Source organism: Limnohabitans sp. INBF003 (genome assembly GCF_055396645.1).
This window is the reverse complement of the sequence record NZ_AP029222.1, coordinates 1,969,490-1,995,473: the sequence shown is the minus strand read 5'-3', so window position 1 is coordinate 1,995,473 and position 25,984 is coordinate 1,969,490. Positions and strand designations below refer to the sequence as shown.

Annotated in this window: 24 protein-coding genes; 13 read left to right on the top strand and 11 right to left on the bottom strand. The window is 61.7% G+C overall.

Annotated features, from left to right (window positions below; genetic code table 11):
* Window positions 1-15: 15 nt before the first annotated feature.
* Window positions 16-1,662 (bottom strand): CTP synthase, encoded by a 1,647-nt coding sequence (locus tag ACZ5VE_RS09060; protein WP_464454864.1) that lies wholly within the window; start codon window positions 1,660-1,662, stop codon window positions 16-18.
* Window positions 1,663-2,005: 343 nt separating this feature from the next.
* Between ACZ5VE_RS09060 and coaBC the strand changes: the two genes are divergently transcribed.
* Both coaBC and dut read left to right on the top strand, forming a co-directional pair.
* Window positions 2,006-3,217: a bifunctional phosphopantothenoylcysteine decarboxylase/phosphopantothenate--cysteine ligase CoaBC gene (gene coaBC / locus ACZ5VE_RS09055; RefSeq protein WP_464454863.1), complete on the top strand. Its 1,212-nt coding sequence runs from the start codon at window positions 2,006-2,008 to the stop codon at window positions 3,215-3,217.
* A 64-nt stretch (window positions 3,218-3,281) separates the two neighbouring features.
* Window positions 3,282-3,731: a dUTP diphosphatase gene (gene dut / locus ACZ5VE_RS09050; RefSeq protein ID WP_464454862.1), complete on the top strand. Its 450-nt coding sequence runs from the start codon at window positions 3,282-3,284 to the stop codon at window positions 3,729-3,731.
* A 93-nt stretch (window positions 3,732-3,824) separates the two neighbouring features.
* Here the strand turns inward: dut and ACZ5VE_RS09045 are convergent, their stop codons facing one another.
* Window positions 3,825-4,358 carry an FKBP-type peptidyl-prolyl cis-trans isomerase gene (locus ACZ5VE_RS09045; protein ID WP_464454861.1) on the bottom strand — a complete coding sequence of 178 codons (534 nt, stop codon included), beginning with the start codon at window positions 4,356-4,358 and terminating at the stop codon, window positions 3,825-3,827.
* Between the two features lie 66 nt (window positions 4,359-4,424).
* On the opposite strand from ACZ5VE_RS09045, the gene ACZ5VE_RS09040 reads away from it, so the two are divergent.
* Window positions 4,425-5,561: a JmjC domain-containing protein gene (locus ACZ5VE_RS09040; protein WP_464454860.1), complete on the top strand. Its 1,137-nt coding sequence runs from the start codon at window positions 4,425-4,427 to the stop codon at window positions 5,559-5,561.
* Window positions 5,562-5,744: 183 nt separating this feature from the next.
* A complete protein-coding gene (locus ACZ5VE_RS09035; protein WP_464454859.1) occupies window positions 5,745-5,921 on the top strand; it encodes a hypothetical protein in 177 nt (58 codons plus the stop codon).
* A gap of 113 nt (window positions 5,922-6,034) precedes the next feature.
* Here ACZ5VE_RS09035 and bamC read toward each other — a convergent pair whose 3' ends face one another.
* The 4 genes from bamC to ACZ5VE_RS09015 all read right to left on the bottom strand — a co-directional run bounded on the left by bamC (window position 6,035) and on the right by ACZ5VE_RS09015 (window position 10,066).
* A complete protein-coding gene (gene bamC, locus ACZ5VE_RS09030; protein ID WP_464457463.1) occupies window positions 6,035-7,141 on the bottom strand; it encodes an outer membrane protein assembly factor BamC in 1,107 nt (368 codons plus the stop codon).
* 26 nt (window positions 7,142-7,167) lie between these two features.
* Window positions 7,168-8,064: a 4-hydroxy-tetrahydrodipicolinate synthase gene (gene dapA, locus ACZ5VE_RS09025; RefSeq protein ID WP_464454858.1), complete on the bottom strand. Its 897-nt coding sequence runs from the start codon at window positions 8,062-8,064 to the stop codon at window positions 7,168-7,170.
* A 109-nt stretch (window positions 8,065-8,173) separates the two neighbouring features.
* Window positions 8,174-8,719, bottom strand: a complete 546-nt coding sequence (locus tag ACZ5VE_RS09020) for a class I SAM-dependent methyltransferase (RefSeq protein WP_464454857.1) — start codon at window positions 8,717-8,719, stop codon at window positions 8,174-8,176.
* A gap of 135 nt (window positions 8,720-8,854) precedes the next feature.
* Window positions 8,855-10,066, bottom strand: coding sequence for an MFS transporter (locus ACZ5VE_RS09015; protein WP_464454856.1), 1,212 nt, complete (start codon window positions 10,064-10,066; stop codon window positions 8,855-8,857).
* A gap of 100 nt (window positions 10,067-10,166) precedes the next feature.
* Between ACZ5VE_RS09015 and ACZ5VE_RS09010 the strand changes: the two genes are divergently transcribed.
* From ACZ5VE_RS09010 to ACZ5VE_RS08990, 5 genes are all read left to right on the top strand, one after another.
* Window positions 10,167-12,149, top strand: coding sequence for a DNA topoisomerase IV subunit B (locus ACZ5VE_RS09010; RefSeq protein WP_464454855.1), 1,983 nt, complete (start codon window positions 10,167-10,169; stop codon window positions 12,147-12,149).
* 86 nt (window positions 12,150-12,235) lie between these two features.
* Window positions 12,236-14,599 carry a DNA topoisomerase IV subunit A gene (parC, locus tag ACZ5VE_RS09005; RefSeq protein ID WP_464454854.1) on the top strand — a complete coding sequence of 788 codons (2,364 nt, stop codon included), beginning with the start codon at window positions 12,236-12,238 and terminating at the stop codon, window positions 14,597-14,599.
* Window positions 14,600-14,700: 101 nt separating this feature from the next.
* Window positions 14,701-15,795, top strand: a complete 1,095-nt coding sequence (locus ACZ5VE_RS09000; RefSeq protein WP_464454853.1) for a phosphotransferase family protein — start codon at window positions 14,701-14,703, stop codon at window positions 15,793-15,795.
* 44 nt (window positions 15,796-15,839) lie between these two features.
* The gene (locus ACZ5VE_RS08995; protein WP_464454852.1) at window positions 15,840-16,820 is read left to right on the top strand and encodes a Bug family tripartite tricarboxylate transporter substrate binding protein; all 981 of its coding nucleotides are present in this window, start codon (window positions 15,840-15,842) and stop codon (window positions 16,818-16,820) included.
* A 101-nt stretch (window positions 16,821-16,921) separates the two neighbouring features.
* The gene (locus tag ACZ5VE_RS08990) at window positions 16,922-17,650 is read left to right on the top strand and encodes a FadR/GntR family transcriptional regulator (protein ID WP_464454851.1); all 729 of its coding nucleotides are present in this window, start codon (window positions 16,922-16,924) and stop codon (window positions 17,648-17,650) included.
* Window positions 17,651-17,680: 30 nt separating this feature from the next.
* Here ACZ5VE_RS08990 and ACZ5VE_RS08985 read toward each other — a convergent pair whose 3' ends face one another.
* On the bottom strand, window positions 17,681-18,454 hold the full coding sequence (locus ACZ5VE_RS08985) for a helix-turn-helix transcriptional regulator (protein WP_464454850.1): 774 nt from the start codon (window positions 18,452-18,454) through the stop codon (window positions 17,681-17,683).
* Between the two features lie 84 nt (window positions 18,455-18,538).
* Between ACZ5VE_RS08985 and ACZ5VE_RS08980 the strand changes: the two genes are divergently transcribed.
* From ACZ5VE_RS08980 to ACZ5VE_RS08965, 4 genes are read left to right on the top strand one after another with little or no spacing between them, the layout of a single operon-like run.
* Entirely contained in the window at window positions 18,539-19,006 is a 468-nt protein-coding gene (locus ACZ5VE_RS08980) for a DUF3237 domain-containing protein (protein ID WP_464454849.1), read from the top strand.
* 48 nt (window positions 19,007-19,054) lie between these two features.
* Window positions 19,055-20,077 carry a Bug family tripartite tricarboxylate transporter substrate binding protein gene (locus ACZ5VE_RS08975; RefSeq protein WP_464454848.1) on the top strand — a complete coding sequence of 341 codons (1,023 nt, stop codon included), beginning with the start codon at window positions 19,055-19,057 and terminating at the stop codon, window positions 20,075-20,077.
* Window positions 20,078-20,115: 38 nt separating this feature from the next.
* On the top strand, window positions 20,116-21,843 hold the full coding sequence (locus ACZ5VE_RS08970) for a tannase/feruloyl esterase family alpha/beta hydrolase (protein ID WP_464454847.1): 1,728 nt from the start codon (window positions 20,116-20,118) through the stop codon (window positions 21,841-21,843).
* A gap of 51 nt (window positions 21,844-21,894) precedes the next feature.
* On the top strand, window positions 21,895-23,490 hold the full coding sequence (locus ACZ5VE_RS08965; RefSeq protein ID WP_464454846.1) for a tannase/feruloyl esterase family alpha/beta hydrolase: 1,596 nt from the start codon (window positions 21,895-21,897) through the stop codon (window positions 23,488-23,490).
* Between the two features lie 18 nt (window positions 23,491-23,508).
* On the opposite strand, the gene ACZ5VE_RS08960 is transcribed toward ACZ5VE_RS08965, so the two are convergent.
* The 4 genes from ACZ5VE_RS08960 to ACZ5VE_RS08945 form a co-directional block, all read right to left on the bottom strand.
* Window positions 23,509-24,024: a DUF1993 domain-containing protein gene (locus ACZ5VE_RS08960; RefSeq protein WP_464454845.1), complete on the bottom strand. Its 516-nt coding sequence runs from the start codon at window positions 24,022-24,024 to the stop codon at window positions 23,509-23,511.
* 27 nt (window positions 24,025-24,051) lie between these two features.
* Complete coding sequence (locus ACZ5VE_RS08955) at window positions 24,052-24,510, bottom strand: RidA family protein (protein ID WP_464454844.1); 459 nt, start codon at window positions 24,508-24,510, stop codon at window positions 24,052-24,054.
* Window positions 24,511-24,636: 126 nt separating this feature from the next.
* Window positions 24,637-25,053 (bottom strand): hypothetical protein, encoded by a 417-nt coding sequence (locus ACZ5VE_RS08950; RefSeq protein ID WP_464454843.1) that lies wholly within the window; start codon window positions 25,051-25,053, stop codon window positions 24,637-24,639.
* Between the two features lie 30 nt (window positions 25,054-25,083).
* Entirely contained in the window at window positions 25,084-25,980 is an 897-nt protein-coding gene (locus ACZ5VE_RS08945) for a transglutaminase family protein (protein ID WP_464454842.1), read from the bottom strand.
* Between the last annotated feature and the right edge of the window lie 4 nt (window positions 25,981-25,984).

The following is a 25,984-nucleotide window of genomic DNA, read 5'->3' as shown; positions in this document are numbered from 1 at the left end:
TGTCCGTGTTGGGTTTTAGGCCGCAGCCTGGTGCGCGATCGCGGCCTTCACGAAGGCGTTGAACAGCGGGTGGCCGTCCCATGGGGTGGACTTGAATTCGGGGTGGAACTGCACGCCCACATACCAGGGGTGAACGGTTTGTGGCAGTTCGACGATTTCGGTCAGTTGCTCGCGTTGGGTCAATGCCGAGATCACCAGACCTGCTTTGCGCAGGTCATCAAGGTAATTCACGTTGGCTTCGTAGCGGTGGCGGTGGCGCTCGGTGACCACGTCGCCATAAATTTGGTGCGCCAGCGTGCCCTTGGACACGTCAGAGCTTTGTGCGCCCAGGCGCATGGTGCCGCCGAGATCCGAGTTCGCGTCGCGCACCTGGATGGATCCATCGGCGTCTTTCCATTCGTTGATCAGCGCGATCACGGGGAAGGGTGTCTCGGGCTCGAACTCGGTGCTGTTGGCACCGGTCATGCCGGCCACATGGCGGGCATATTCAATGGTCGCGACCTGCATGCCCAGGCAGATGCCCAAGTAAGGCACTTTGTGGGTGCGGGCGAATTGTGCGGTTTCGATCTTGCCTTCGACGCCGCGTTTGCCAAAGCCACCGGGCACCAGCACGCCGTCGAAGTGGGCCAGGCTGGCTACGGTGTCGGGGGTGATGGTTTCCGAGTCGATGTGCTCGATCTTCACGCGCACATGGTTGCGCATGCCCGCATGGCGCAGCGCTTCGTTGACCGATTTGTAGCTGTCAGACAGTTCGACGTATTTGCCGACCATGGCAATCGTCACTTCGCCTTTGGGGTTGGCGGTTTCGTACACCAGGTCGTCCCAGCGCTTGAGGCTGGCCGGTGGCGTGTTCAGGCGCAGCTTGTCGCAGATCAGGCCGTCCAGGCCTTGTTCGTGCAGCACGCGGGGCACTTTGTAGATGGTGTCCACGTCGGGCATGGAGATCACGCCCCAGCTTTGCACGTTGGTGAACAGCGAAATTTTGTCGCGCTCGTCGTCCGGAATGTAGCGGTCAGCGCGGCACAGCAGTGCGTCTGGCTGGATGCCGATTTCGCGCAGTTTCTGCACGGTGTGTTGTGTCGGTTTGGTCTTGAGCTCTCCGGCCGTGGCGATCCAGGGCAGGTAAGTCAGGTGCACAAAGGCGGTGTTGTTGGGGCCCAGACGCAGGCTGAGCTGGCGCACGGCTTCCAAAAAAGGCAGCGATTCGATGTCACCCACGGTGCCGCCGATCTCAACGATGGCCACATCGACCGCTTCGGGGGTGCCAAAACCGGCGCCGCGTTTGACGAAGTCCTGGATTTCGTTGGTGACGTGGGGGATGACCTGCACGGTCTTGCCCAGGTAGTCACCGCGGCGCTCTTTTTCGAGCACGCTTTTGTAGATTTGGCCGGTGGTGAAGTTGTTGGCCTTCTTCATCCGGGTGTTGATGAAGCGCTCGTAGTGGCCCAGATCGAGGTCGGTTTCAGCGCCATCGTCGGTCACAAACACCTCGCCGTGCTGGATCGGCGACATGGTGCCGGGGTCCACGTTGAGGTAGGGATCAAGCTTGATGAGGGTGACAGAGAGGCCGCGCGATTCGAGGAGTGCGGCGAGCGATGCGGAGGCGATTCCCTTGCCCAGGGAAGACACCACACCGCCAGTGACGAAGACGAATTTGGTCATGTCCAAGACGGGAGCTTGGCGCTCCCGGAAGGTGGAAATCGTGATTATAGACAGTCGGGTTCAGGGTTTTTCCGGTCATCAGGCGATTCTTGTGGGTTTCCACGCCGGGTCTGCAGTCGTTTTCCGCCCCGGTGTCAGGGCTGGCCGGTCGGGCTCATACTCGCTTCGCTCGCCAAATCGCCCGATCCGGCCAGCCCTGACACCGGCGCTGCGCTGAGCTTGTATTTTTGTGGGAGCGAGCCCCCGCTCGCGAATGCTGGATGTGCCACAGCACCCATTCGGCCGCAGGGGCGGCCTCCGCCAGCGCATCCTTGGGCGCGTGCTCTCTGCTACATTCCTCGCCATGAGCACATTGGCTGGAAAACACATCGTTTTGGGTTTGTCGGGCGGCATTGCTGCCTTCAAAACTGCAGAACTCTGCCGCGCCTTGGTCAAGGCGGGTGTCACGGTGCAGGTCATCATGACCGAGGCGGCCGAACACTTCATGACGGCGGTCACCATGCAGGCCCTGTCGGGCAGGCCGGTCTACACCTCGCAGTGGGACCCGCGCGAGGCCAACAACATGGCCCACATCAACCTGAGCCGCGATGCCGATGCGATTGTGGTAGCCCCGGCCAGTGCGGACTTCATGTCCAAATTGCTGCACGGCGGTGCCGATGAACTGCTCAGCCTGATGTGCCTGGCCCGTCCGCTGGACAAGGTGCCCTTGATCGTGGCCCCGGCCATGAATCGGGAAATGTGGTCCAACCCCGCCACCCAGCGCAATGTGGTGCAATTGCGTGCCGATGGTGTGCATGTGCTGGATGTGGGGCAGGGCGACCAGGCTTGTGGTGAAACGGGCGACGGGCGCATGCTCGAAGCCGACGAGATTCTGGAAGAACTGGAAGCGTTTTTCACGCCCAAAGTGATGGCGGGCAAGGTCGTGTTGGTCACGGCCGGGCCCACCTACGAAGCGATTGACCCGGTTCGTGGCATCACCAATTTGTCGAGCGGCAAGATGGGTTTTGCCATTGCCCGTGCGGCGCGCATGGCCGGTGCCCAGGTGACGCTGGTGGCGGGGCCTGTGCATTTGCCCACGCCCCGAGGCGTGCAGCGTGTGAATGTGCAGTCAGCCCGTCAGATGCTGGATGCGGTGGCGCTGCATGTGGGCGCAGCCCAAGTGTTCATTTCAACGGCTGCTGTGGCCGATTGGCGTCCGGCGAATTCGGCCGATCAAAAAATCAAGAAAGACGGCTCGGGTCAGACGCCGCAGCTGGGTTTTGTCGAAAACCCCGATATCTTGGCCACCGTGGCGCACTCGCCCCGTGCCGTGTCGGGTGAATTGTTTTGCGTAGGTTTTGCGGCCGAAAGCCATGACCTGCTGGCTCACGCCACAGCCAAGCGCCGACGCAAGGGTGTGCCCTTGTTGGTGGGTAACATCGGCCCCGCTACTTTTGGGCAAGATGACAACGCCTTGCTTTTGGTGGATGAAGCCGGCGCCCGTGAGTTGCCCCACGCCAGCAAACAGGCGCTGGCGGTGGACCTCATTGCCGACATCGCCCGCCGTTTAGGCTGATGCCATTTCGCGGCCCGCTTGGCTGCACGGCGCCAATCGCCTTTTTTCACATTTCGGAGCTTTCATGAACATCGACCTCAAAATCATCGACGCCCGCATGGCCGAACAGTTACCGGCTTATGCCACGCCCGGCAGCGCTGGTCTGGATTTGCGTGCTTGTCTGGACGCGCCACTGACACTGCAGCCCAACGCATGGCAACTGGTGCCGACTGGCATTGCGGTTCATTTGAAAGACCCTGGTCATGCCGCCATGCTGTTGCCGCGTTCGGGCCTAGGTCACAAGCACGGCATTGTCTTGGGCAATTTGGTGGGGTTGATCGACAGCGATTACCAAGGGCAGTTGATGGTCAGTGCCTGGAACCGCAGCGATGTGGCTTTCACGATTGAACCCATGGAGCGCATTGCCCAAATGGTGATCGTGCCGGTGGTGCAAGCCACGTTCAATGTGGTTGCTGAATTTGACGCACCCAGCGAACGCGGTGAGGGTGGTTACGGTTCGACCGGCAAGAAGTAAGCCATTTTGCAGGTCGCGGGCTTCAGTCCCGACAAAGTGTTGTCATACAGAGGCACTTGTCGGGGCTGAAGCCCACGACTTACCAATACCTGCTCAGTGCAGCGTCGGTCCTATGGGTGCACCTTCATCGCCCACTTCGATCTTGAAGAAGCCCGTGCCGCAGCTGCCGTTGCCGACTTCGGCCTCGGTCGGCTCTCGAACCGATTCGACTTTCAGGTGCAGGCGCAAGGCAATCCCTGACAAGGGGTGATTGCCGTCCAGCACCACATGCTCGGGGTAGATTTCGGTCACGGTGTAGAGCACGTTGCGCGGTGCATCCTGGTTGCAGCCATCGGGCAGGGCTGTGCCTTCGATCGTGAGGCCGGGCTCGAGCCCCTCCGGGAAAAGGGCCAGTGGCTCCAGAAACAGCAGGTTTTCGTCGAAGTCGCCAAAAGCGTCTTCGGGCTCCAGATGCAGGTCGACCTTGGCGCCACGTTCGTGGCCTTGCAGGGCTTCCTCGATCTTGGGCAGCAGGTCTTGGCCGCCAATGAAAAATTCCACGGGCTCGTCCAAGGTGTCCAGAACTTCGCCCAGCGTGTCTTTGAGTGTCCAGGTCAGTGCGACCACAGAAGGTGTCTTGATTTCCATAGGACAATTGTCGCAGTTTGGCGGCCACTTTTTGGCCGCCTTGGCTTTGAGATGCGAGAACCCGAGATGAACACAGAACAACCCTTGGCCCTGCTGGGCGGTTTGACGGCCAGCCAATTCATGAAGCGCCATTGGCAAAAAAAGCCTTTGCTGGTGCGCAATGCCATCCCCGGTTTTGTGCCCTGTGTCGGACGCACGGAATTGGTGGCACTGGCCGGGCAAGAAGGGGTGGAGTCGCGGCTGATTGTGGATTCGGACAAGGGCTGGAAGATGAAGCATGGCCCATTGGCCAAGCGCAGCTTGCCCCCGTTCAGCCAGAAAAAATGGACCTTTTTGGTGCAAGGTGTGGACTTGCACCACGACGGCGTGCACGCGCTGATGCAGCAGTTTCGCTTTGTGCCCGATGCCCGACTGGACGATTTGATGATCAGCTACGCCACCGATGGCGGTGGTGTGGGGCCGCACTTTGACAGCTACGACGTGTTTTTGTTGCAGGCCCATGGCCAGCGCCGTTGGCGCATTGGACGCAACAAAGACCTGACGCTGCAATCGGGTGTGCCGCTCAAGATTTTGCAAAACTTTGAGGCCGAAGAAGAGTTTGTACTCAACCCTGGCGACATGCTTTATTTGCCACCCAAATACGCACACGATGGCGTGGCTGTGGGCGAGTGCATGACCTGGTCCATCGGCTTTCGGGCACCTCAAGAGGGCGAGTTGGCGCGCGAGCTGTTGCTGGGCCTGGCCGATGATTCTTTTGACGCCGTGGGCGATGCGCTTTACCGTGATCCCAAACAAACGGCGGTGTCGTCCCCGGCGGCCATTCCGCAGGCTTTGTCTGACTTCGCGCGTCAAGTGGTCGATAAAGCACTCAAAGACCCGCATCTGCTGGACAGCTTGCTGGGCGAATACCTGACCGAGCCCAAATCCAATGTTTGGTTCGAAACCGCAGAGAACGAACCGGATGTGTCTGCGGGGGTTCAGTTGGATCGGCGCACCAAAATGATGTACGACGATCGGCATGTGTTCATCAACAGCGAAAGCTTTCACGTAGGTGGCAAAGATGCACGCTTCTTGCGTCAATTGGCCGACAAGCGTGCGCTTTCTGCGGGTTCATGCGCCATGTTGAGCGATGCGGCTCGCGAGGCCTTGCTTGATTGGATGTCGGCTTCGTGGGTAAAGCCTCTTGAGGATTTCCCTGTGTGAGCGGTGGTTAGAAGGTTTCGCGTCAGGTTCATGCGTTTATTTGGGGACTCACTAGGGAAAACGCTATAATTGTGCGCTGAGTGCAGAAGAGCTCGAGTGCTTTTGTCTCGGTCAGAGCAACCGTCAAGGTTGTTTCGACAATTTCCGGAAATTGTTTTTCAACCCCTATAAGGAAAAATCATCATGAACAAGTCCCTCGTTTTGGCCGCCATCATCGCTGCTGCTGCTCTGTCCGCTTGCGGCAAAAAAGAAGAAGCCGCTGCTCCTGCCGCTCCTGCCGCTCCAGCTGCTGCCGCTCCTGCTGCTGACGCTTCTGCTGCTCCAGCCGCTCCTGCTGCTGACGCTTCTGCAGCCAAGTAATTGGCCCTCGCATTCCCGGTGTTTGCCGGGGACGCATAAAAAAACCCCGCATTGCGGGGTTTTTTTATGGCTCGCGTTTGGCCCCTGCTGGCCTTTGCAGGCCAGCACAGGGGTCAACGCAATTCGTTGGCCAACAGCTTCAAAATGCGCTCGGCATTGCCCGAGGTTTCAGGTTGGCCGTTGGCATCCAGCACACGGACCATGCTGGCGTTGCCTTTGTCGGTCAGCGCAATGCGGTAGCGTGACAAGGGGGCCACTTCTGTTTTGCTGCCAAACATGCGGGCAAAGAAGCTTGGCTCTTTGTCGGTGGAGCCGGGTGTCACGTAGCGCACAAAATAAATGCCTTTGGTGCGGTCGCGGTCTTCAACGGTGAAGCCCGTGCGGTCCAGTGCCACGCCTGTGCGACGCCATGCGCGGTCCAGGGTGTCGTTGAGCACAATGGTGGGTTGGCCGTCCACGGCTGTCACCGCAGCCACGGCCACAGCCGTTGCGTCGGCGCTGGCTGTTTTGGCGGCTTCTGGCGCGGCACCCAGCTTCACCATCAGACGACGCAAGAACTCGATTTCAAGCTCGGCGTCGCTGGCGCGGGGTTGCCAGATGGTTTGGTCTTTTTGGGCGCTGGTGTAGTTTTCGACCATGCCGCGGTGGGTGATGTAAATCTCCACGCCGCCTTGTGCATTGCGCTCCACGCGGGTGCGGAACTTGTCACGCTCGCCCGACGAATACAGAGAATCGAGCACCTTGCCCAAAGTCTTGCGGATGATGTCTTGCGGAATTTTGGCGCGGTTTTCAGCCCAATCGGTTTCCATGATGCCCACGTCGGGTGAGTCGGTGATCAGGACAAAACCATTGTTGGTCCAGAATTCTTTCAGCGGCTCCCACACCTTGTCGGCTGGGCGTGCCACCACCAACCAACGCTGGTTGCCTTGGCGTTCCATGCGCACATCGCCCAAATTGTTGGCTGCGGTGCCTGCATCGGCCACGCGTGCGCTGGCGCTGTTGAAACCCGATGCGGTGGCCGAGTTGCTTTCAATGGCGTAGCGTGAATCGCGGCGCAATTGGCTCAGGTCGGGCGGGATTTCCAGTGTCGGGGCCTTCGCGGCGCTTTTGTAGTCAATCTTGTCTTCTTCCAGGATGGAGCAGCCGCTGGCCAAAATGGCCAAGGCTGCGATAACGGCGGTGCGTTGCGCCGTTTGGAAAGACGTTGAGCGAGAGGACAATTTCACAGGCAATCCTTAGGTGGAAATCAAATCAGGCCGCTGGCCTTGAGCGCCGCCTCAACAGCAGGCTGCTGGGATTCAGACAGCTCGGTCATGGGTAAACGCAAGGTGGGGCCAGACAGGCCCATGCGGTTCATGGCCCATTTCACGGGGATGGGGTTGGCCTCGACAAACAGGTTTTTGTGCACGGGCATCAGCAAGAATTGGATGCGCATGGCTTCGGCAATGTCGCCACGGATGGCCGCCATGCACAGCTCGTGCATGAGGCGCGGTGCCACGTTGGCGGTCACGCTGATGTTGCCGGTGCCACCGCACAGCATCAGGGCCACGGCGGTGGGGTCGTCACCTGAGTAAACGGCAAATTCTTTGGGCAGATCGCGGATCAGCCATTGGGCGCGTTCGATGTTGCCCGTGGCTTCCTTGATGCCAACGATGCCGGGCACTTGGGCCAGGCGCAGCACCGTGTCGTGCTGCATATCGGCCACCGAGCGGCCGGGCACGTTGTACAAAATCACGGGCAAGTCGGGCGTGGCTTCGGCAATGGCACGGAAGTGGCGGTACTGGCCTTCTTGTGTGGGCTTGTTGTAGTAAGGCACAACTTGCAGCTGGCAGTCGGCGCCGACTTTTTTGGCGAATTTGGCCAGTTCGATGGCTTCGGCTGTGGAGTTGGCACCGCAACCGGCCATGATCGGCACGCGACCTGCGGCTTGCTCGACCGAGACCCGGATGATTTCGCAGTGCTCATCGACCGTGACCGTGGGTGATTCGCCCGTGGTGCCGACCACGCCAATGCAATCGGTCCCCTCGGCCACATGCCAGTCGATCAGTTTTCGCAAAGCGGCGTAGTCCACTTTGCCGTCTTCGAGCATGGGGGTGATCAGGGCAGGAATGCTGCCTTTGATGGGGCGAAATTCGGTGGTCATGTCAGGTGCTTCTGAACAGAAAAAACCCATTCTAACGATTGCAGACCGGGTTTATGACCCCGGGTCGGGTGAATGTCATCGGATGTGACAGGAAAAACCCGACTTGACTTCAGTTCGCCTGCAAAGGCCAGCGCACGGCGTCGTTGGCAGACAAGGGGCGAACCGCGGCAATGCGCTGCACAAAGCGCTCGGGTGATGCCTCAAACCCGTCTTCGTAGGCCACGACCCGCAAGCCTTCGGTGGCCCGCAGCAGTTCGCCCGGCTGCAGCAAAAAGTCCGGGCGTGAGGGTTTGCCCACGGTTTCGTTCCCAGCGGCAAAAGTTTCGTAAATCAGCACGCCACCCGGGGCCACGGCGTGCACGATGTTGGGCAGCAGCGCACGCCAGAGGTAATGGGTCACCACGACACAGCCAAAAGTTTGCCCTGTGAAAGGCCAGGGGCCGTTTTCGATGTCCGCACAAGTGACCTCGCCAAAAGATTGCGCCAGCGCCACAGCATCGGGGTTGCGGTCTACGCCACTGACGGTATGGCCTTGCGCGGCCAGCCAGCGCATGTGGCGACCCGCGCCGCAAGCGACATCGAGCACTCGGCTGCCTGGTGCGATCAAATGGCCCCAGCGTTGCAGCCAGGTGGAGGGGTTTTCGGTGCCGTGCATGGGTTGATGGTTCCAAAAATCAGAAGCAAGACCACAGTTGCTCGGACAGCATGATGACCACATCGGGTTTGGCATAAAGCCAAAACGTCAGGCCCAGCACCGTGGCTCCCAGCAACAGGGTTTTGATCCGGTTTGTCATGCCGCTTTGGGGGCGTGGCGGTGGATCGGGCTTTCCCGCACCGGCAGATTCACCAACGCGGCGAACACCCCGAGTGCAATGGCCAGGTACCAGACGACGTCGTAGCTGCCGGTTTTGTCGTAAAGATAACCACCCAGCCACACGCCCATGAACGAGCCAATCTGGTGGCTGAAAAAGATGAAGCCACTGAGCATGGAGAGGTGCGAGATGCCAAAAATCTGGGCCACCGCCGCGTTGGTGGGCGGCACCGTGGACAGCCACAGCAAGCCCATGACGGCAGAGAAGATGTAAACGCTGGTGGGGGTGAGCGGTGCCAGCAAGAACAGCACGATGGCCACCGAGCGGGCCGCATAAATGAAAGCCAGGATCTTTTTCTTGGCCATTTTCTGGCCCAAAGTGCCTGCGATGTAAGTGCCAAACACATTGAACAGGCCAATCAAGGCCAGTGCGTAACTCGCCACTTGGGGCGCCAGGCCATGGTCTTTCAGGTAGCTGGGCATGTGCACGCCGATGAACACCACCTGAAAGCCGCACACAAAATAACCCGCCATCAGCAGCTGAAAGCTCGGGTATTTGAAAGCTTCTTTCAAGGCCTGACCAATGGTCTGGTCGCGTTTGACTTGGCCCGGGGCGTTCAAGGCCGGTTCGCGCAGGCCCAAAGCCAGGGGGATGATCAGCATGGCAGCCGCGGCCAAGATGACCAGCGCGGTTTGCCAGCCCATCTGGCTGATCAGCATGCCCTCAATCGGCACCATCAAAAATTGGCCAAAACTGCCGGCAGCCGCCGCCACGCCCATGGCCCAGGAGCGGCGTTCGGCTGGCACGTTGCGGCCAATCACGCCGTAAATCACGGCGTATGTCGTGCCCGCTTGCGCGGTGCCGATGATCACCCCGGTGAACAAGGCAAACACCCAGGGGTCGGTTGACCAGGCCATGCCCAAAAGGCCGACGCCATAGACCAAAGCTCCCACCGCGATGACGCGGAACGCCCCGAACCGGTCGGCCACCATGCCTGCAAAAATGCCCATGAAACCCCAGGACAGATTCTGGATGGCCATGGCGAAGCCGAACTCCTGACGGCCCCAGCCTTGTGCTTGGGTGAGGGGTTGCAGCCACAGGCCAAAGCCGTGACGGATGCCCATGGACAGGGTGACGATGGCCGCGCCACAGGCCAGCACTTGGAACAGGGAAAGGGGTTTGTGTTGCATGCTCCGACTTTAACCAATCGCCTCACCGCGTGTGTTTGGTTAGAAAACCACTGTTTTTGCATCCAGTAACCTGGCATAAATCCCACTACAATCCGCCACCATGGCCACCCAATCTACTGTCAAAACCTCCAACGAGTATTCCGAAGGCTCGATCCGCGTGCTGAAGGGCTTGGAGCCCGTCAAGCAACGCCCGGGCATGTACACCCGCACCGACAACCCCCTGCATATCATTCAGGAAGTGCTGGACAACGCCGCTGATGAGGCGCTGGCCGGTTACGGCAAAAAGATCAAAGTCATCCTGCACTTGGATGGCTCGGTCAGCATCGAAGACGATGGCCGGGGCATTCCGTTTGGCCTGCATCCTGAAGAAAACGCCCCGGTGATCGAGCTGGTGTTCACGCGTTTGCATGCGGGCGGCAAGTTCGACAAGGGCAAGGGCGGGGCCTACAGCTTCTCGGGTGGCCTGCACGGCGTGGGCGTGTCGGTGACCAATGCGCTGTCCAAGCGGCTGGAAGCCACCAGCTACCGCGAAGGCCAAGTGGCCACCTTGGTGTTCTCGGCTGGCGACGTGACCGAACCGCTGGTGGCCCGCGCTGCAGGCGAGGGCGACCGCAAACAGGGCACCACCGTGCGGGCCTGGCCTGACGCCAAATACTTCGAATCCAGCGCCCTGCCCATGAACGAGCTGACGCACCTGCTGCGCAGCAAAGCCGTGCTCATGCCGGGCGTGACGGTGACCTTGGTGAACGAGAAAACCAAGGAAACCCAGCAGTGGCAATACAAAGCCGGTTTGCGCGACTATTTGACGCAAACCCTGAACGGTGACCCGGTGATTCCCTTGTTTGAGGGCGAGGGCTTTGCCGATGCCAACCACGACAGCTTTGCCGAAGGCGAGGGCGCGAGCTGGGCCGTTGCCTTCACCGACGACGGTGCGCCGGTGCGCGAGAGCTACGTCAACCTGATCCCCACCAGCGCAGGCGGAACGCACGACAGCGGCTTGCGCGACGGTCTGTTCACCGCCGTCAAAAGCTTCATCGAGCTGCATGGCCTGCTGCCCAAAGGCGTCAAGCTCATGCCCGAAGATGTGTTTGCCCGCGCCAGCTATGTGCTGAGCGCCAAAGTGCTGGATCCGCAGTTCCAGGGCCAGATCAAGGAACGCCTGAACTCGCGTGACGCGGTGCGGTTGGTGTCCAGCTTTGTGCGCCCGGCGCTGGAGCTGTGGCTGAACGAACATGTGGACTATGGCAAAAAGCTGGCCGAGTTGGCCATCAAAGCCGCCCAGTCGCGCCAAAAGGCGGGCCAAAAGGTTGAAAAGCGCAAAAGCTCAGGCGTGGCTGTGTTGCCCGGCAAGCTGACCGATTGCGAAAGCAAAGACATCCTGCACAACGAGGTGTTTCTGGTCGAGGGCGACTCGGCCGGTGGCAGCGCCAAGATGGGGCGCAACAAAGAGTGCCAGGCCATCTTGCCCTTGCGCGGCAAGGTGCTCAACACCTGGGAAGTGGACCGCGACCGCCTGTTTGCCAACAACGAAATCCATGACATTTCGGTGGCGATTGGTGTGGACCCGCACGGGCCGAACGACAACCCCGACATGAGCAACCTGCGCTACGGCAAGGTCTGCATCTTGAGTGATGCGGACGTGGACGGCTCGCACATCCAGGTGTTGTTGCTCACTTTGTTTTTCCGTCATTTCCCCAAGCTGATCGAAATGGGCCATCTGTATGTGGCGCGGCCACCGCTGTTCCGCGTGGATGCGCCTGCACGTGGCAAAAAGCCCGCGTCCAAAGCCTATGCGCTAGACGATGGCGAACTGACCGCCATCATCGACAAGCTGCGCAAAGACGGTGTGAAAGAAGGCGGCTGGAGCATCAGCCGATTCAAAGGCCTGGGCGAGATGAGCGCCGAGCAGCTGTGGGACACCACGCTCAACCCCGACACGCGCCGCCTGTTGCCCATCGAGCTGGGCCCGCTGGACAACGCCGGGACAGAGAACCTGATGATGCAATTGATGGGCAAAGGCGAAGCCGCCGCCCGGCGCGAGCTGATGGAGTTGCATGGCGACAGCATCGAAATTGACGTTTGACTTTCTTGTAGGTCGGAGCTTCAGCTCCGACAAATGTGTGCGCATCCCACCTCGGAGCTGAAGCTCCGACCTACAAAACCATTGACATGACCACTGACCTGTTAACCCCCGTCACCGACGCAGCGCCCGAAGGCGACCACCTGGGCGCTTACGCCCAGCGTGCGTACCTCGAATACGCGCTGTCCGTCGTCAAAGGCCGCGCCTTGCCCGATGTGTGCGACGGCCAAAAGCCGGTGCAGCGGCGCATTTTGTATTCGATGGACCGCATGGGTTTGTCCTACAGCGGCCCGAACAACAACACCGCCGCCAAGCCGGTCAAAAGTGCCCGCGTGGTGGGCGATGTGCTCGGCCGTTACCACCCGCACGGTGACACGGCGGCGTACGACGCGCTGGTGCGCATGGCGCAAGATTTTTCGCAGCGCTACCCGCTGATCGATGGCCAGGGCAACTTTGGCTCGCGCGACGGCGATGGCGCTGCCGCCATGCGTTACACCGAGGCACGTCTGGCCCGCATCACCAGCTTGTTGCTCGACGAGATCGACATGGGCACAGTGGACTTCATCCCCAACTACGACGGCTCCACCGAAGAGCCGCGCCAGCTGCCCGCCCGCTTGCCGTTCAGCCTGCTCAACGGTGCCAGCGGCATCGCCGTGGGTCTGGCCACCGAGATCCCGAGCCACAACCTGCGCGAAGTGGCCGACGCCTGCGTGGCCTTGATCCGCAACGACAAGTTGAGCGACAGCGAGTTGATGGCCATCATCCCGGGCCCCGACTACCCCGGTGGCGGCCAGATCATCAGCCCGGCCAGTGACATTGCCGATGCCTACCGCACCGGTCGCGGCAGCCTCAAGGTGCGTGCCCGCTGGAAGATCGAAGAACTGGCCCGGGGCCAGTGGCAACTGGTGGTGACCGAGTTGCCGCAGGGCGTCAGCTCGCAGCGCGTGCTCGAAGAAATCGAAGAACTGACCAACCCCAAAGTCAAAGCCGGCAAGAAGGCGCTCAGCACCGACCAGCTGCAGCTCAAGGCCAGCATGCTCGCCGTGCTGGACGTGGTGCGTGACGAATCGAGCAAAGACGCCGCCGTGCGCCTGGTGTTCGAGCCCAAGACCAGCCGCATTGAGCAGCAGGAACTGATCACCGCTTTGCTGGCCCACACCAGTCTGGAAACCTCGGCCCCGATCAACATGACCTCGGTGGGCATCGATGGCAAACCGATCCAGAAGTCGCTGCGCCAGATGCTGGTGGAGTGGATCAGCTTCCGCCAGACCACCATCACCCGCCGCAGCCAGCACCGTCTGAACAAGGTGCTGGACCGCATCCATATTCTGGAAGGCCGTCAGCTGGTGTTGCTCAACATCGACGAGGTGATCCGCATCATTCGCCACAGCGACGAGCCCAAGCCCGCGTTGATTGAAGCCTTCAAGCTCAGCGACCGCCAGGCCGAAGACATTCTTGAGATTCGTCTGCGCCAACTGGCCCGTCTGGAGGCCATCAAGATCGAACAAGAGTTGAGCGAGCTGCGCGAAGAGCAGGGCAAGCTCGAAGAGATATTGGGCAGCCCCGCCGCGCTGCGCCGCCTGATGATCAAGGAGATCGAGGCCGACGCCAAAACCTTTGCCGACCCACGCCGCACGCTGATCCAGGAAGAGAAAAAAGCCGTGGCCGAAGTCAAAGTGGTGGACGAACCCGTGACGGTGGTCGTGTCGGAAAAAGGCTGGGTTCGTGCCCGCACCGGCCACGGCCACGACGCCACCAGCTTCGCCTTCAAGGCGGGCGACGGTTTGTATGGCACCTTTGAGTGCCGCACGGTGGACACGCTGCTGATCTTTGGCAGCAATGGCCGCATTTACAGCGTGCCCGTGGCCACACTGCCCGGTGCCCGTGGCGACGGCCAGCCGGTCACCACGCTGATCGAGCTGGAGCCCACCACGCAAATCGCCCACTACTTTGCGGGGCCGGCCAACGCCACGCTGCTGCTGAGCGGTTCAGGCGGCTACGGCTTCATGGCCTCGGTCGAGAACATGGTCTCGCGCAACAAGGCAGGCAAGGCCTTCATCAGCCTAGGCGATGGCGAAACCGTCTGCCCCCCCAGCCATGTGAGTGGCAGCAGTGCTACGGTGCCTGCCGACAAGCAGCCCATGCCCGCGGCCACCAGCGTTTGCTGCGCCAGTGCTGGCGGCCGCGTGCTGACGTTTGAAATCAGCGAACTCAAAACCATGGAAAAAGGCGGCCGGGGCCTGATGCTGATCGACCTGGAAGCCAAAGACACCCTCGCGGGTGCAGCGGCCTACACCCGCAGCGTCAAGATCGAAGGCATTGGGCGCGGTGGCAAAGAGCGCGAAGAAACGCTGGAAATCCGCAGCCTGAACAACGCCAAAGCCGCACGCGCCAAGAAGGGCAAAGTGGCCGATCTGGGCTTCAAGCCGAACCGGGTGACGCGGGTGGAGTGAAGACACATCGCTGCATTTGAGGTCCGGTAGCCCGCCTTCGGAGAGTGCTCAGGGTTTCCACTGAATTTGATTTCGGACGGATTGTCCGACAATTAAATTCAATGCACGACAACAGCACCATCGACAGCCCTGTGACCGCCCAGCCCATGGGGGCGGATTTGAATTTGCCGGCTTTGGTGGCCTGGCTGGCACCGCGTGTGCCGGGCGTGGATGCGCAATTGCGGGCCGAGCGCATGGACGGCGGCCAATCCAACCCGTCGTGGTTGCTGCGTGGGGCAGGGCAGTCATGGGTGCTCAGGGCCAAGCCGGCACCTGCAGCCGAGTTGCTGCCTTCGGCCCACGCCATCGAGCGCGAGTACCGCATCCTGCAGGCGCTGGCGGATACCGAAGTGCCGGTGCCGCGTGTGTGGGCCCTTTGCGAAGACGAATCGGTCATCGGCGTGGCGTTTTATGTCATGGACTTTGTGCAGGGCCGCATCTTCCGCGACGCCACCTTGCCTGAAGTGCCTGTTGCCGAGCGCAGTGACTACTTCATGGCGGCCAACCGGGTGCTGGCTGCCTTGCACCAGGTGGACTGGCGGCAGCTGGGGCTGCAGGACTTTGGCCGACACGAGGGCTATTACAGCCGCTTGATCCGCCGCTGGACGCAGCAGTACCAGGTCAGCCGTCAGGCGCCTGTGCCCGCCATGGAGCAGCTGATTGCGTGGCTGCCGCAGCACATTCCGGCCGGGGCCGATGATGCACGGCACACCTGCATCACCCATGGCGACTACCGCATGGAAAACCTGATGTTCCATCCCACGCGCCCCGAAGTGGTGGCGGTGCTGGACTGGGAGTTGTGCACGCTCGGCCACCCTTTAAGTGACCTGTCGTACAGCGCGCTGGCGTGGCACATGCCCGCTGGCATTTTGCGTGGCTACGGCGACCAGGATTTGCCTGCGCTCGGTCTGCCTGCCGAGCAGGAGCATGTGACCCGCTATGCCGAGCGCATGGGCTGGGACACACCCGCAGTGTTGAAGGACTGGCCGTTTTACCTCGCCTTCAATCTGTTCCGTCTGAGCGCCATCCTGCATGGCATTGGCCAACGTGAGCGCGAAGGCACGGCGTCCAACGCCACCGCCAAAGAGATTGCGGCCATGGCTGAACCCGTGGCGCAGTGGGGCTGGGCCATAGCCCAGGGCCAGCCCGATTTTTGAGAGATCACGCATCCCCTTTTTCATACCCACAACAGGAGACAAGCATGAAACATCTGAACCGCCGACTCACCCTTAGCACTTTGCTGGCCAGTCTGTTGGGCATGGCGGCCGCCATGCCCGCCAGCGCACAGGAGGGTGCGCCTGCCAAGATCCTCGTCGGCTTTCCTGCCGGCGGTTCGTTTGATGCGATCGCCCGCCTGATTGCCGAAAAAGCCAAGACCGAGCTGAACCGGCCCGTGGTGGTCGACAACAAGGCCGGTGCCGGTGGCCGCATTGCGGTGGATGCGCTCAAGGGCTCGCCTGCCGATGGCAGTGTGGTCATGCTGGGCCCAGATGCGCTGACTGCGCTCTACCCCTTCACCTTCAAGAAGCTCAACTACGATCCCAAGAAAGACCTCGTGCCGATCGGCACGGCGGCCGAATTCGCTTTCAGTTTTGCCGTGGGCACTGCGCCCAAGGTCAACACCTGGGCCGAATACGTGGCCTGGGCGCGCAAGAACCCCAACGACGCCAATTTCGGCATCCCGGCGCTGGGTGCGCCGCACCATTTCTTTGGCCTCATGCTGGGCAATGCCATCAACGTGCCGATGCAGCATGTCCCCTTCCAGGGCAGTGCGCCGATCAACCTGGCCCTGATGGGCGGTCAGATCAGCTCGTCCATCGACGTGGCCAGCAGCCAGGTGGAAAACCACAAGGCCGGCAAGATCAAGATGCTGGCGGTGTCCACCGAACAGCGCATCCCGCAGGCCCCCGATGTGCCGACCTTCACCGAGCTGGGTTTCCCGGCCATCAGCGGTGCCGGCTTCAACGCCCTGTATGCGCCTGCGGGCACGTCTGCCAGCGCGGTGGAGGCCTGGAACAAGGCCTTGGCCAAAATCATGGCCATGCCCGATGTGAAAGAAAAACTGATCGGCATGGGTTACCTGCCCGTGGGCAAGTCCACCCAGGAGCTGGTGGACCGCCAGAACGCGTCCATCAAAAAGTGGGAGCCGGTCATCAAGGCTTCAGGCTTCACCGCAGATTGAGTTCGGGTGTCTTCAGGTGTCTGCCACGCGGAGGGTTTGTCATTGAGCCAGCCGCAGGCAGACTCCTACAATGAGCGCATGCTGTTTTTTATGCCGCTGCGATGATGGACATTCCCAAACTTCAGATGACACCCGCCTACCGCGTCGTGTCGGAAGATTTGCGTCAGCGCATCGTGCGCGGCGAAGTTCAGGCCGGGCAGGCCTTCCCGACAGAGACCGATCTGGCCACCCGTTTCGGAGTGCACCGCTCCACCATTCGCGAAGGCTTGCGCCAACTGGAGCAGGACGGCTTGCTCCAGCGCGTGGGCAAGCGCCTGGTGGTGACGATTCCCCGGCACGAAGATCTGGCGCAGGCGGCCGAGCGGGCTTTGCGCATGCAGCAGGTCACCTACCGTGATGTGTGGGAGGTCGCCTCCACACTGGAGCCCATGTGTGCCAGTCTGGCGGCCGAACGCATCAATGGCGAAGAGTTGGCGCAGCTGGAGCGCAATCTGGACCACACCGCCGAGCTGGTGAAGGGCGGTCAGTCACCCATCACCGCCACCATCGAGTTCCAGTCGCTGATCGCCGAAGCCACACACAACCAGGCCTTGCTGCTGGCGCGTGCGCCGGTCAGTTTGCTGATGCGCTCGGGGTATGCGGCCATTGCGCCCGCTTTGCCGCAATCCGGGGCCCGCTTGCTCGAAGCGCACCGCCACGTGTACGACGCGCTCAAGCAGCGTGACGCCGAGTCCGCTGTAGCCTGGACCCGCAAACATTTGGTGGACCACAAGCGCGGCTTCGAGTTTGCCGGGCTGGATTTTGATTCACCGATTCCCGAATCCAGCTGAACGTCAGGGGGGCCGAGGCCGGGATGGCCATCAGCCCGCAAACAGCGCGAACAATTCGTTTTTGAAGTGGATGCCCAGCCGGGCAAAGGCGCGGTTGCGGTAAGTCTTGACCGTGGGCAGGCTCAGTCCCAGGTCGTTGGCAATGCCGTCCTGGGTCATGCCACACAGCAGGCGGGCACAGACTTCGCGCTCGCGCAGAGTCAGGTCTGGAGCTGCTTGCTGCAGGCGCTGTGTCCAGTGCGCTGCACTGCGTTGGCCCATGCGGGGGCGGGTCAGTTCGATTTGTTTTTGCGTGAGCGCCAGCAGGATCGGGGCCAGCGATTCAAAGTCCGACAGGTGGGCGTCGCTGAAGGGGCGCTGGTGTTCGTGCCGGTAAAAGTTGATCGCAAACACCGAGGCGTCCTTGTGCTGCACCACCGACACGCGTTCGGCCATGCCGTGTGCTTCGTACACGCGGGCGCGATGCTGGGCGGGCACTTCGGGCGCGGTGATGTGGCACAGCACGGGCTGCTCCGAGGTGGGGACCTGGCTGGCCAAGGTGCGGTCGCTCCGATAGGGGCCGGACAGGTAGGCATTCCAGCAGTCCCGAGTGGTGTCGGGCACGCCCAGGCTGGCCGACATGAACAGGGTCGGGTCGCAACCCTGGCCGGTCTGGTAGATGGCGTACGAGGCTGCTGGCACGATGGGGTGCAGGTGCTCCAGCAGGGCCGATTCAAACGCGCGCTGCTGGCCCACCAGGCCAATGAGGCCTTGCAGCGCCTGGAACGGGCTGTTGCTGACGGGGGAGGGGGTCCACTGGCGCATGGGGAGCAAACTTCGGGGGCAAACTTTGTTTTGTCATCTTATGGGATGACAGACAAGCTCAGAAGACAGGAATACCCTAGGCGAATGCTGAATTTGCCCACACCCACACTCCGCTTTTTTGCCGATCTGTCTGTCCAGGTGGACAAGCCCCAGGAAGTCGGCCAGACCCACCACGGCGTGCGCCGCTTGATTCCCATTCTGGGAGGCGAGGTGCAGGGCCAGGGTTGGACGGCCCGCGTGCTGCCTGGTGGCGCGGACTTCCAGTTGATCGTGAACGAGCGCATGGCCGAGCTGGACGCCCGCTACACCATCGAGACCGATGGCGGTGATCTGATCTTTGTGCAAAACCGCGCCGTGCGCACCGCCGCGCCCGAGGTGATGGCGCGGCTGGTGCGCGGTGAGCCGGTGCCGCCCGAGTCGGTTTACTTCCGCTGCAGTCCGAGTTTCGAGACGGCTTCCAAGTCGCTTGCCTGGATCACTGAGCGCCTTTTCTTGGGCACGGGTGCCCGCCACCCCGACCGGGTGGTGATGCGCTTTTTTGAAGTGGCCTGAGCAGGCTGATTTCTCTTTCATTTCTTTTTTCTACTGGGGACAAACACCATGAAAACCGTTTTCAACACCATGACGGCATTGACCCGTCGCCATGCGGCGTTGGCTGTGGGGCTGACGCTGGGCACCGTGAGCCTGGGCGCACTGGCGCAAACACCTATATCCGCACAGGGCTATCCCAACCGGCCAGTGCGCGTGATCGTGGGCTTCCCCGCAGGCGCCGGCCCCGACATCGTGGCGCGCTTGCTGGCGCAAAAGCTGTCGGAGAGCTGGAACAACATGGGCGTGATTGTGGACAACAAGCCCGGGGCCGGTGGCCTGATCGCCGCCAGCGAAGCGGCCCGTGCGGCAGCCGATGGCTACACCCTGATGCTGGGTGAAACCGGTCAGCTCAGCATCGCCCCCAGCAGCTACAACAAACTGCCCTATGACCCCGCCAAGGACTTTGCGGCCGTGAGCCAGGTGGTCAGCGCCGACTTTGTGTTGCTGGTCAACCCGCAAAAAGTGCCCGCCAAAAACGTCAAGGAATTCGTGAGCTGGACACAGCAGCAAAAGGGCTTGTTCATGGCCACCTTTGGTGCGGGCACACCTGGCCACTTTGGCGCCTTCATGTTTGGCGATGCGGTCAAACTCAAGCCCGAAGCCGTGCACTACAAGAGCACGGGCGATGCGCTGGGCGGCCTCTTCAGCGGTGACGTGCAAGGCGTGTTCGCCAGCGTAGGTCTGGCCGCACCCAATGTGAAAGCGGGCAAGTTGGTCGCGCTGGGCAGCACCGGGGCCACCCGCACAGGTGCCTTGCCCGATGTGCCCACCATCAAGGAGCAGGGTTACAACAACCTGGAATTTTCGTCCTGGTTTGGCATCGTGACGCCGTCCAAAGTGCCCGCCGACATCCTGGCCAAGCTGAGCGCGGACATTCAGAAAGCTGTCAAGTCGCCTGACCTCAAAGCCAAGCTCGAAGAGTCGGGCTTTCGCGTGACCGGCACCAACCGTGAAGAGTTCGCCCGCATCATCGCCGCCGACACCGTGACCTGGGGCAAGGCCGTGGCGGCCACCGGCTTCAAGGCCGATTGAAACGGCTCGTTTTGCACCCACACCTGAGGAGACGCACCATGCGTTCCATCTCCATGCACCGCGCCCTTCAGGGCCTGGGTGTTTTATCGGCGGTCAGCGTGCTGGTGGCTTGCGGCACTTTGCAAAGCACACCGCCAGCCCCCCTGAAAGCGGCCACAGGGGCCAGCTTGCCCCAATGCGAGGCCTTGGCGTCCAGCCTGCAACTGCCCCACACGCGCATCGATTCGGCGGCGTCTGTGTCTGCGGGTGCGGTGATGCAAGGCGACAAAGCCGTGCCCGCGCACTGCCTTGTGAAGGGTCGCATGCATGAGCGCAAGGGCAGCGATGGGCGCGACTACGCCATTGGCTTTGAGATGCGTTTGCCGGTGGTTTGGAATGGCCGTTTTTATTACCAAGGCAATGGCGGGCTGGACGGGGCGGTGGTGCCCGCTTTAGGCGCTTTGGGCGGTGGCCCGCTGACGGGCGCACTCATGCAAGGCTTTGCCGTGATCAGCTCGGACGCCGGGCACAGCGGCCCGCAAACCACGGTGTTCGGTCTGGAGCCACAGGCCCGGCTGGACTACGGCTACCAGGCCGTTGAAAAACTCACACCCATGGCCAAACAGCTGATTGCCGGGGCTTACGGCAAAGGGCCTGACCGCTCTTACATCGGCGGCTGCTCCAACGGCGGGCGTCACGCCATGGTGGCGGCAGCGCGTGTGGGTGAGCAATACGACGGCTATCTGGTCGGCGCACCCGGCTACCGCCTGCCTTATGCCGCGCTGGCGCAAATCTGGGGTGCGCAGCAGTGGGCAGCGCTGGCCACACCCGGTGCCACCGTGAAGAACCCGCTCAACCCCAATGGCACCTTGCCCGATCTGGCCAGTGCCTTCACCCCGCAAGAGCGCCAGACCGTGGCCAAAGCGATTGCTGAGAAATGCGATGCGCTCGATGGTGCCAAGGACGGCATGGTGCAGGCCACCCAGGCTTGCCAGGCGGCCTTCAACGTGAAGACCGATGTGGCGACCTGCACCGGCGAGCGTAACGGCGCTTGCCTGACCCCGGCGCAAAAGGATGTGGTCGCCCGTGTGTTTGACGGCGCGCACACGCCCGCCGGACAAAGAATTTACGCGCCATTCCCTTACGACACGGGCGTGGCCGGGGCCAATTGGGGCAGCTGGAAATTCATCGATTCATTGGTCCGTGATCCGCTGGCCTTGAGCACGATTTTCAGTGTGCCACCGACACCGGTGGACCCGCTCAAGGACAACATCACGGCGCGCCTGGCCCAGTTTTCGGCCACCAACGACAGCCACCGCGAATCGGGCTGGTCGCTCATGACGCCACCCGGCGAAGCCAACCCCGCCAACATGGCTGCCTTGCGTGCGCGCGGCGCCAAGGTGGTGATGTACCACGGGGTGAGCGATGCGATTTTCTCGGCCGATGACACCCGTCAGTGGGTGGAACGCCTGGGTAAGACGGGTGGCAACCCCGCGTCTGACTTTGCGCGTTACTTCCCCGTGCCGGGCATGAACCATTGCAGCATGGGCCCGGCTGCCGACCAGTTTGACCTGCTCGGCCCGCTGGTGCAGTGGGTGGAGCAGGGCGTGGCACCGCAGGCCGTGGTGGCCAGCGTGCGCGGTGCGGGCAATGCGGGCGGTGTGAACACCGAGCTGCCTGCCGACTGGTCTGCCCAACGCACCCGCCCGCTGTGCGCCTACCCCACGGTGGCCACTTACAAGGGCAGTGGTTCGGTGGAAGACGTCAGCAGCTTCTCGTGCAAGTGAATGCCTGTCACGAACACCCATAACGAACACCTGTCACAAGGAACGCTATTCATGCAAAACCTGAACATCAAAACGACTTGGGTCCTGGGCGCACTGTTGACTGCCAGCGGTGCAGTCTCGGCGCAGACCTCGGACTGCGCCGCTTTTGCGGCGACTGCCTTGCCGGGCATGACTCTGAAAACCGAAGCCGTGGCAGGCGACAGCACGCGCCCGCCGGGCGCTACCACCGGCCCCATGCTGGTGGCGCATTGCAAGGTGAACGGCAAGATGGCCGAGCGCATGGGGCAGGATGGCAAGCCGTACCACATTGGCTTTGAACTGCGCTTGCCCACCGCCTGGAATGGCCGCTTTTTGTACCAGGGCGGTGGCGGCAACGACGGCGTGGTGCGCCCCGCTGTGGGGCCGCAAGCCGCACCGGGCTACGCACTCAACCGCGGCTTTGCGGTGGTCACGACCGATGCCGGGCACCAAGGGCCTACGGCCGATTTCGGGTTCGATCCGATCGCCCGCACCGACAACGCTTACAACGCGCACGACAAAGTCGCTGTGACAGCCAAAGCGCTGATCCGTCAGTTCTACAGCAAGCCCGCCGACAAGTCTTACTTCATCGGCTGCTCGGGTGGCGGGCGTCAGGCCATGATGTTCACCCAGCGCTTCCCCAGTTACTTTGACGGTGTGATCGCCATGGCCCCGGCCATGCGCGTGTCCAAGGGCGCCACCATCGCGGCGGCCTGGGACACGCAGGCGCTGCAGGCCATTGCCCCTAAAGGTGCTGACGGCCAGCCGGTGCTCAGCCAGGCGCTGTCGGATGGAGACCTGGCCTTGGTGCGCAAAGGGGTTCTGAACGCTTGCGATGCGCAGGACGGCGTGGCCGATGGCCTGGTGTCGAACCCGGCGGCCTGCAAGTTCGATGTGGCGGCCTTGCAGTGCAAGGGCGCGAAAGACGACAGCTGCCTGGCCCCCGCGCAGGTGGGTGCTCTCAAGAAAATGTTCACAGGGGCCAAAAACTCGGCCGGTCAGCCGCTGTATTTCTCGTGGCCCTGGGATGCGGGCATCGGCCACCCCCAAAACGACTGGCGCATGTGGAAGCTGGGCAATTCGCCCACGGCCAAGGCCAATTCGCGCCATGTGTTCCTGATGGAGGATGCGCTGCAGGGCTACTTTGTCACGCCGCCCGACCGCAGTTTGAGCATTTACAAGTTTGACTTTGACCGCGATCCTCAGCGAATGGACGCGCATGCGTGGATCTTCAACACGGCTGACGATGCCAAGTTGACGGGTTACCAGGCGCGTGGCGGCAAGCTGATGTTCATCCACGGCATGGCCGACCCGATCTTCTCGGCCGACGAGATGGTGGACTATTACCAGCGTCTGACTAGCCAGAACGGCCCGAAAACCAACGAGTTTGCGCGCCTCTTCCTGGTGCCCGGCATGGGTCACTGCGCAGGCGGCGCTGCCACCGACAGCATCGATGGCTTGGGCAGCCTGGTGGACTGGGTCGAAAAAGGCCAGGCCCCCCAAAGCGTGCCCGCCAGCGGCACGGCGGTGTACCCGGGCCGCACACGCCCGCTGTGCGCCTACCCGCAATACGCGCACTACAAGGGCACAGGCAACCCGGAAGACGCGAGCAACTTCAGTTGCCGCTGATCGGGCAGGTGCAGGGCTTCAGCCCTGCGCCCCCAACAGGTAATCGACCTTGCCCACATCCACGCCGTTGTGGCGCAAGATGGTGTAGGCCGTGGTGATGTGGAAGTACATGTTGGGCAGCATCCAGCCGGTCAGGTAGTCCTGGCCTTTGAGAGTGCGGGTTTTGCCCGGACCTGCGGGGAAAGTAATCTCTTTGTCTTCAGTGCCGTCCAGCGCAGCGGCGGGCACGGTGGCGATGAAGGCCAGGGTTTTCTGGATACGCTCTTGCAGCTGGGCCAGTGTGGTTTCGGTGTCGTCGAACTTGGGCGCTTCCACGCCTGAAATGCGGGCCACGCCGTTTTTCACCGCATCGCAGGCGATCAGCACCTGGCGGGTGAACGGAAACATGTCGGGGGCGAGACGGTAGGTGGTCAGCGCCGTGGGGTCGATCTTTTTGGCTTCGACAAATTGCTCGGCCTTGGCCAGGATGTGGCTGAGGTTGGTGAGCATGCGGGTGCACACGGGCAAGCTGGCGCTGGACATGGAAATGGTCATGGGGTGTCTCCGGGTTGAAATGGCAGGTCAGCCGATTTCGGCAATCAGCTCGATCTCGACGCAAGCGCCCATCGGGATTTGGGCCACACCAAAAGCGCTGCGGGCATGGGCACCGGCTTGCGTGCCGAACACCTGGCCCAGCAGTTCGCTGCAGCCATTGGTGACCAGGTGCTGCTCGGTGAAGTCGCCGGTCGAGTTGACCAGGCTCATCACTTTGACGATGCGCTTGACCTTGTTCAGGTCGCCCACGGCGGCGTGCAGTGTGCCCATCAGGTCAATCGCCACAGCGCGTGCGGCTTGCTGGCCTTCGGCAGTGCTGGTGTTTTTGCCCAGTTGACCGACCCAGACTTTGCCGTCTTTTTTGGCGATGTGGCCGGACAAAAAGACCAAATTGCCGGTTTGCACAAAGGGCACATAGGCCGCAGCAGGGGCAGCCACGGGGGGCAATTCGATGTTCAGGGATTTCAGGCTGTCGTAAACGCTCATGGGGGTTCCTTCTTGGGTTGGATGCATCCTTCAGCACGGAGGCCACGTGCTGTCAGACTTGTGAAAAGTCTGTAAAAGGCTCAACTGTACCGCGTCATGCGCTGGTTTTCGGAGGGCTGTGCCACCTCAACGAATCAATTTGGCTTGGCGTGCTTGCGCGTAGTTGAGCACGTGTTTTCGTCTGGAGGCCAGATCGATGACGATGTAATCTTCGCCAACAGCATTGCCACCGCAGGCCGGTGCATCGACGATCACCACGGCAGGTTTGCCATTGAAATTTCCGCAGGACATGTGGGTGTAGCAGCTGGGATGAAGCTGAACGGACGCGCTGTCGTTGATGCTCACAATAGGACTGTAGTCGGCAGGTGTCCAGCGGACACCTCGGGCGAACTGAACTGCTGTGCCACTGCAGTTCAAGCGTTGGACGGTTGTTTCCTGGTTGGAGACGAACTTGCCGCCATCCAGGCGGGCTTGGGTTTGTGCCATGGCGAAAGAAGGCATGAGTGCTGCAGCAAGGCAGCAGAGCAGGAGGCGCTTGTTCATGTGGATGTTCCTGTTGTTTGATTCATCGGGTCATTCAAGGGGTTGCACGGTCACAGCCACTTCGAGGGTGTGCGCCCCGCCGCCTTGCAGCACGCCACGCAAGGGTGAGACGTCGGCAAAGTCGCGGCCTACGGCCAGGCGAACATAGTCTTCGCCCGGGCTGGCCAAGCCGGTACGGTTGTTGGTCGGGTCCAGGTCCAGCCAGCCTTGGCAGGCGTGGCTGGTCAACTCGGGCAGGTAGACCGAGGCCCAGGCATGTGAGGCGTCGCTGCCGATCAGGCGTGGCTGGCCTGGCGGGGGCTGGGTCAAGAGGTAGCCGCTCACGTAGCGGCCGGGCAAGCCCAGTGAGCGCAGGCAGGCCAGCAAGATGTGGGCAAAGTCCTGGCACACACCGCGCTTGGCTTCCAGTGCTTCGAGCGCGGGGGTGTTGATGTCGGTGCTTTCCGATTCGTAGCGCAAATCGCGGTGCATGCGTGCTGTGAGTTCTTGTGCGGCCTGCAGCAACGGGCGGCCAGGGGTGAAGCTGCTCTGAGCGTAGGCCAAAAACGCTTCGTGCACGGGCGCATGGTGCGAGCCAAAGACAAAGCCGCTGTGCACATCGCCCAGCTGACCGCCCCGGTAGCGGAAATGTTCTCGCACCGACTCCCAGCTTTGCGAAGACGTGCCGGGTTCCATGACCGAGGTGATGATGTCACTGTGCGCCCGGACCACCAGCCCGTCGTGTGGGTTCGTCAGCGCCCAATAGGCACGGTGGTTCAAAAAAGCGTCGATGTTGTGCTGCACCGTGGCCTCGGGTTCCACCTGCATCCAGTGGCTGATGACCTTTTGGCATGGGGTGTCGGCCGGTTGTAAGTGGGCCACATGCTGAGCGGTTTGCACAGAAGGGCTGTAACGGTAGCGGGTTTCGTGGGTGATGGCCAGGCGCATGGTG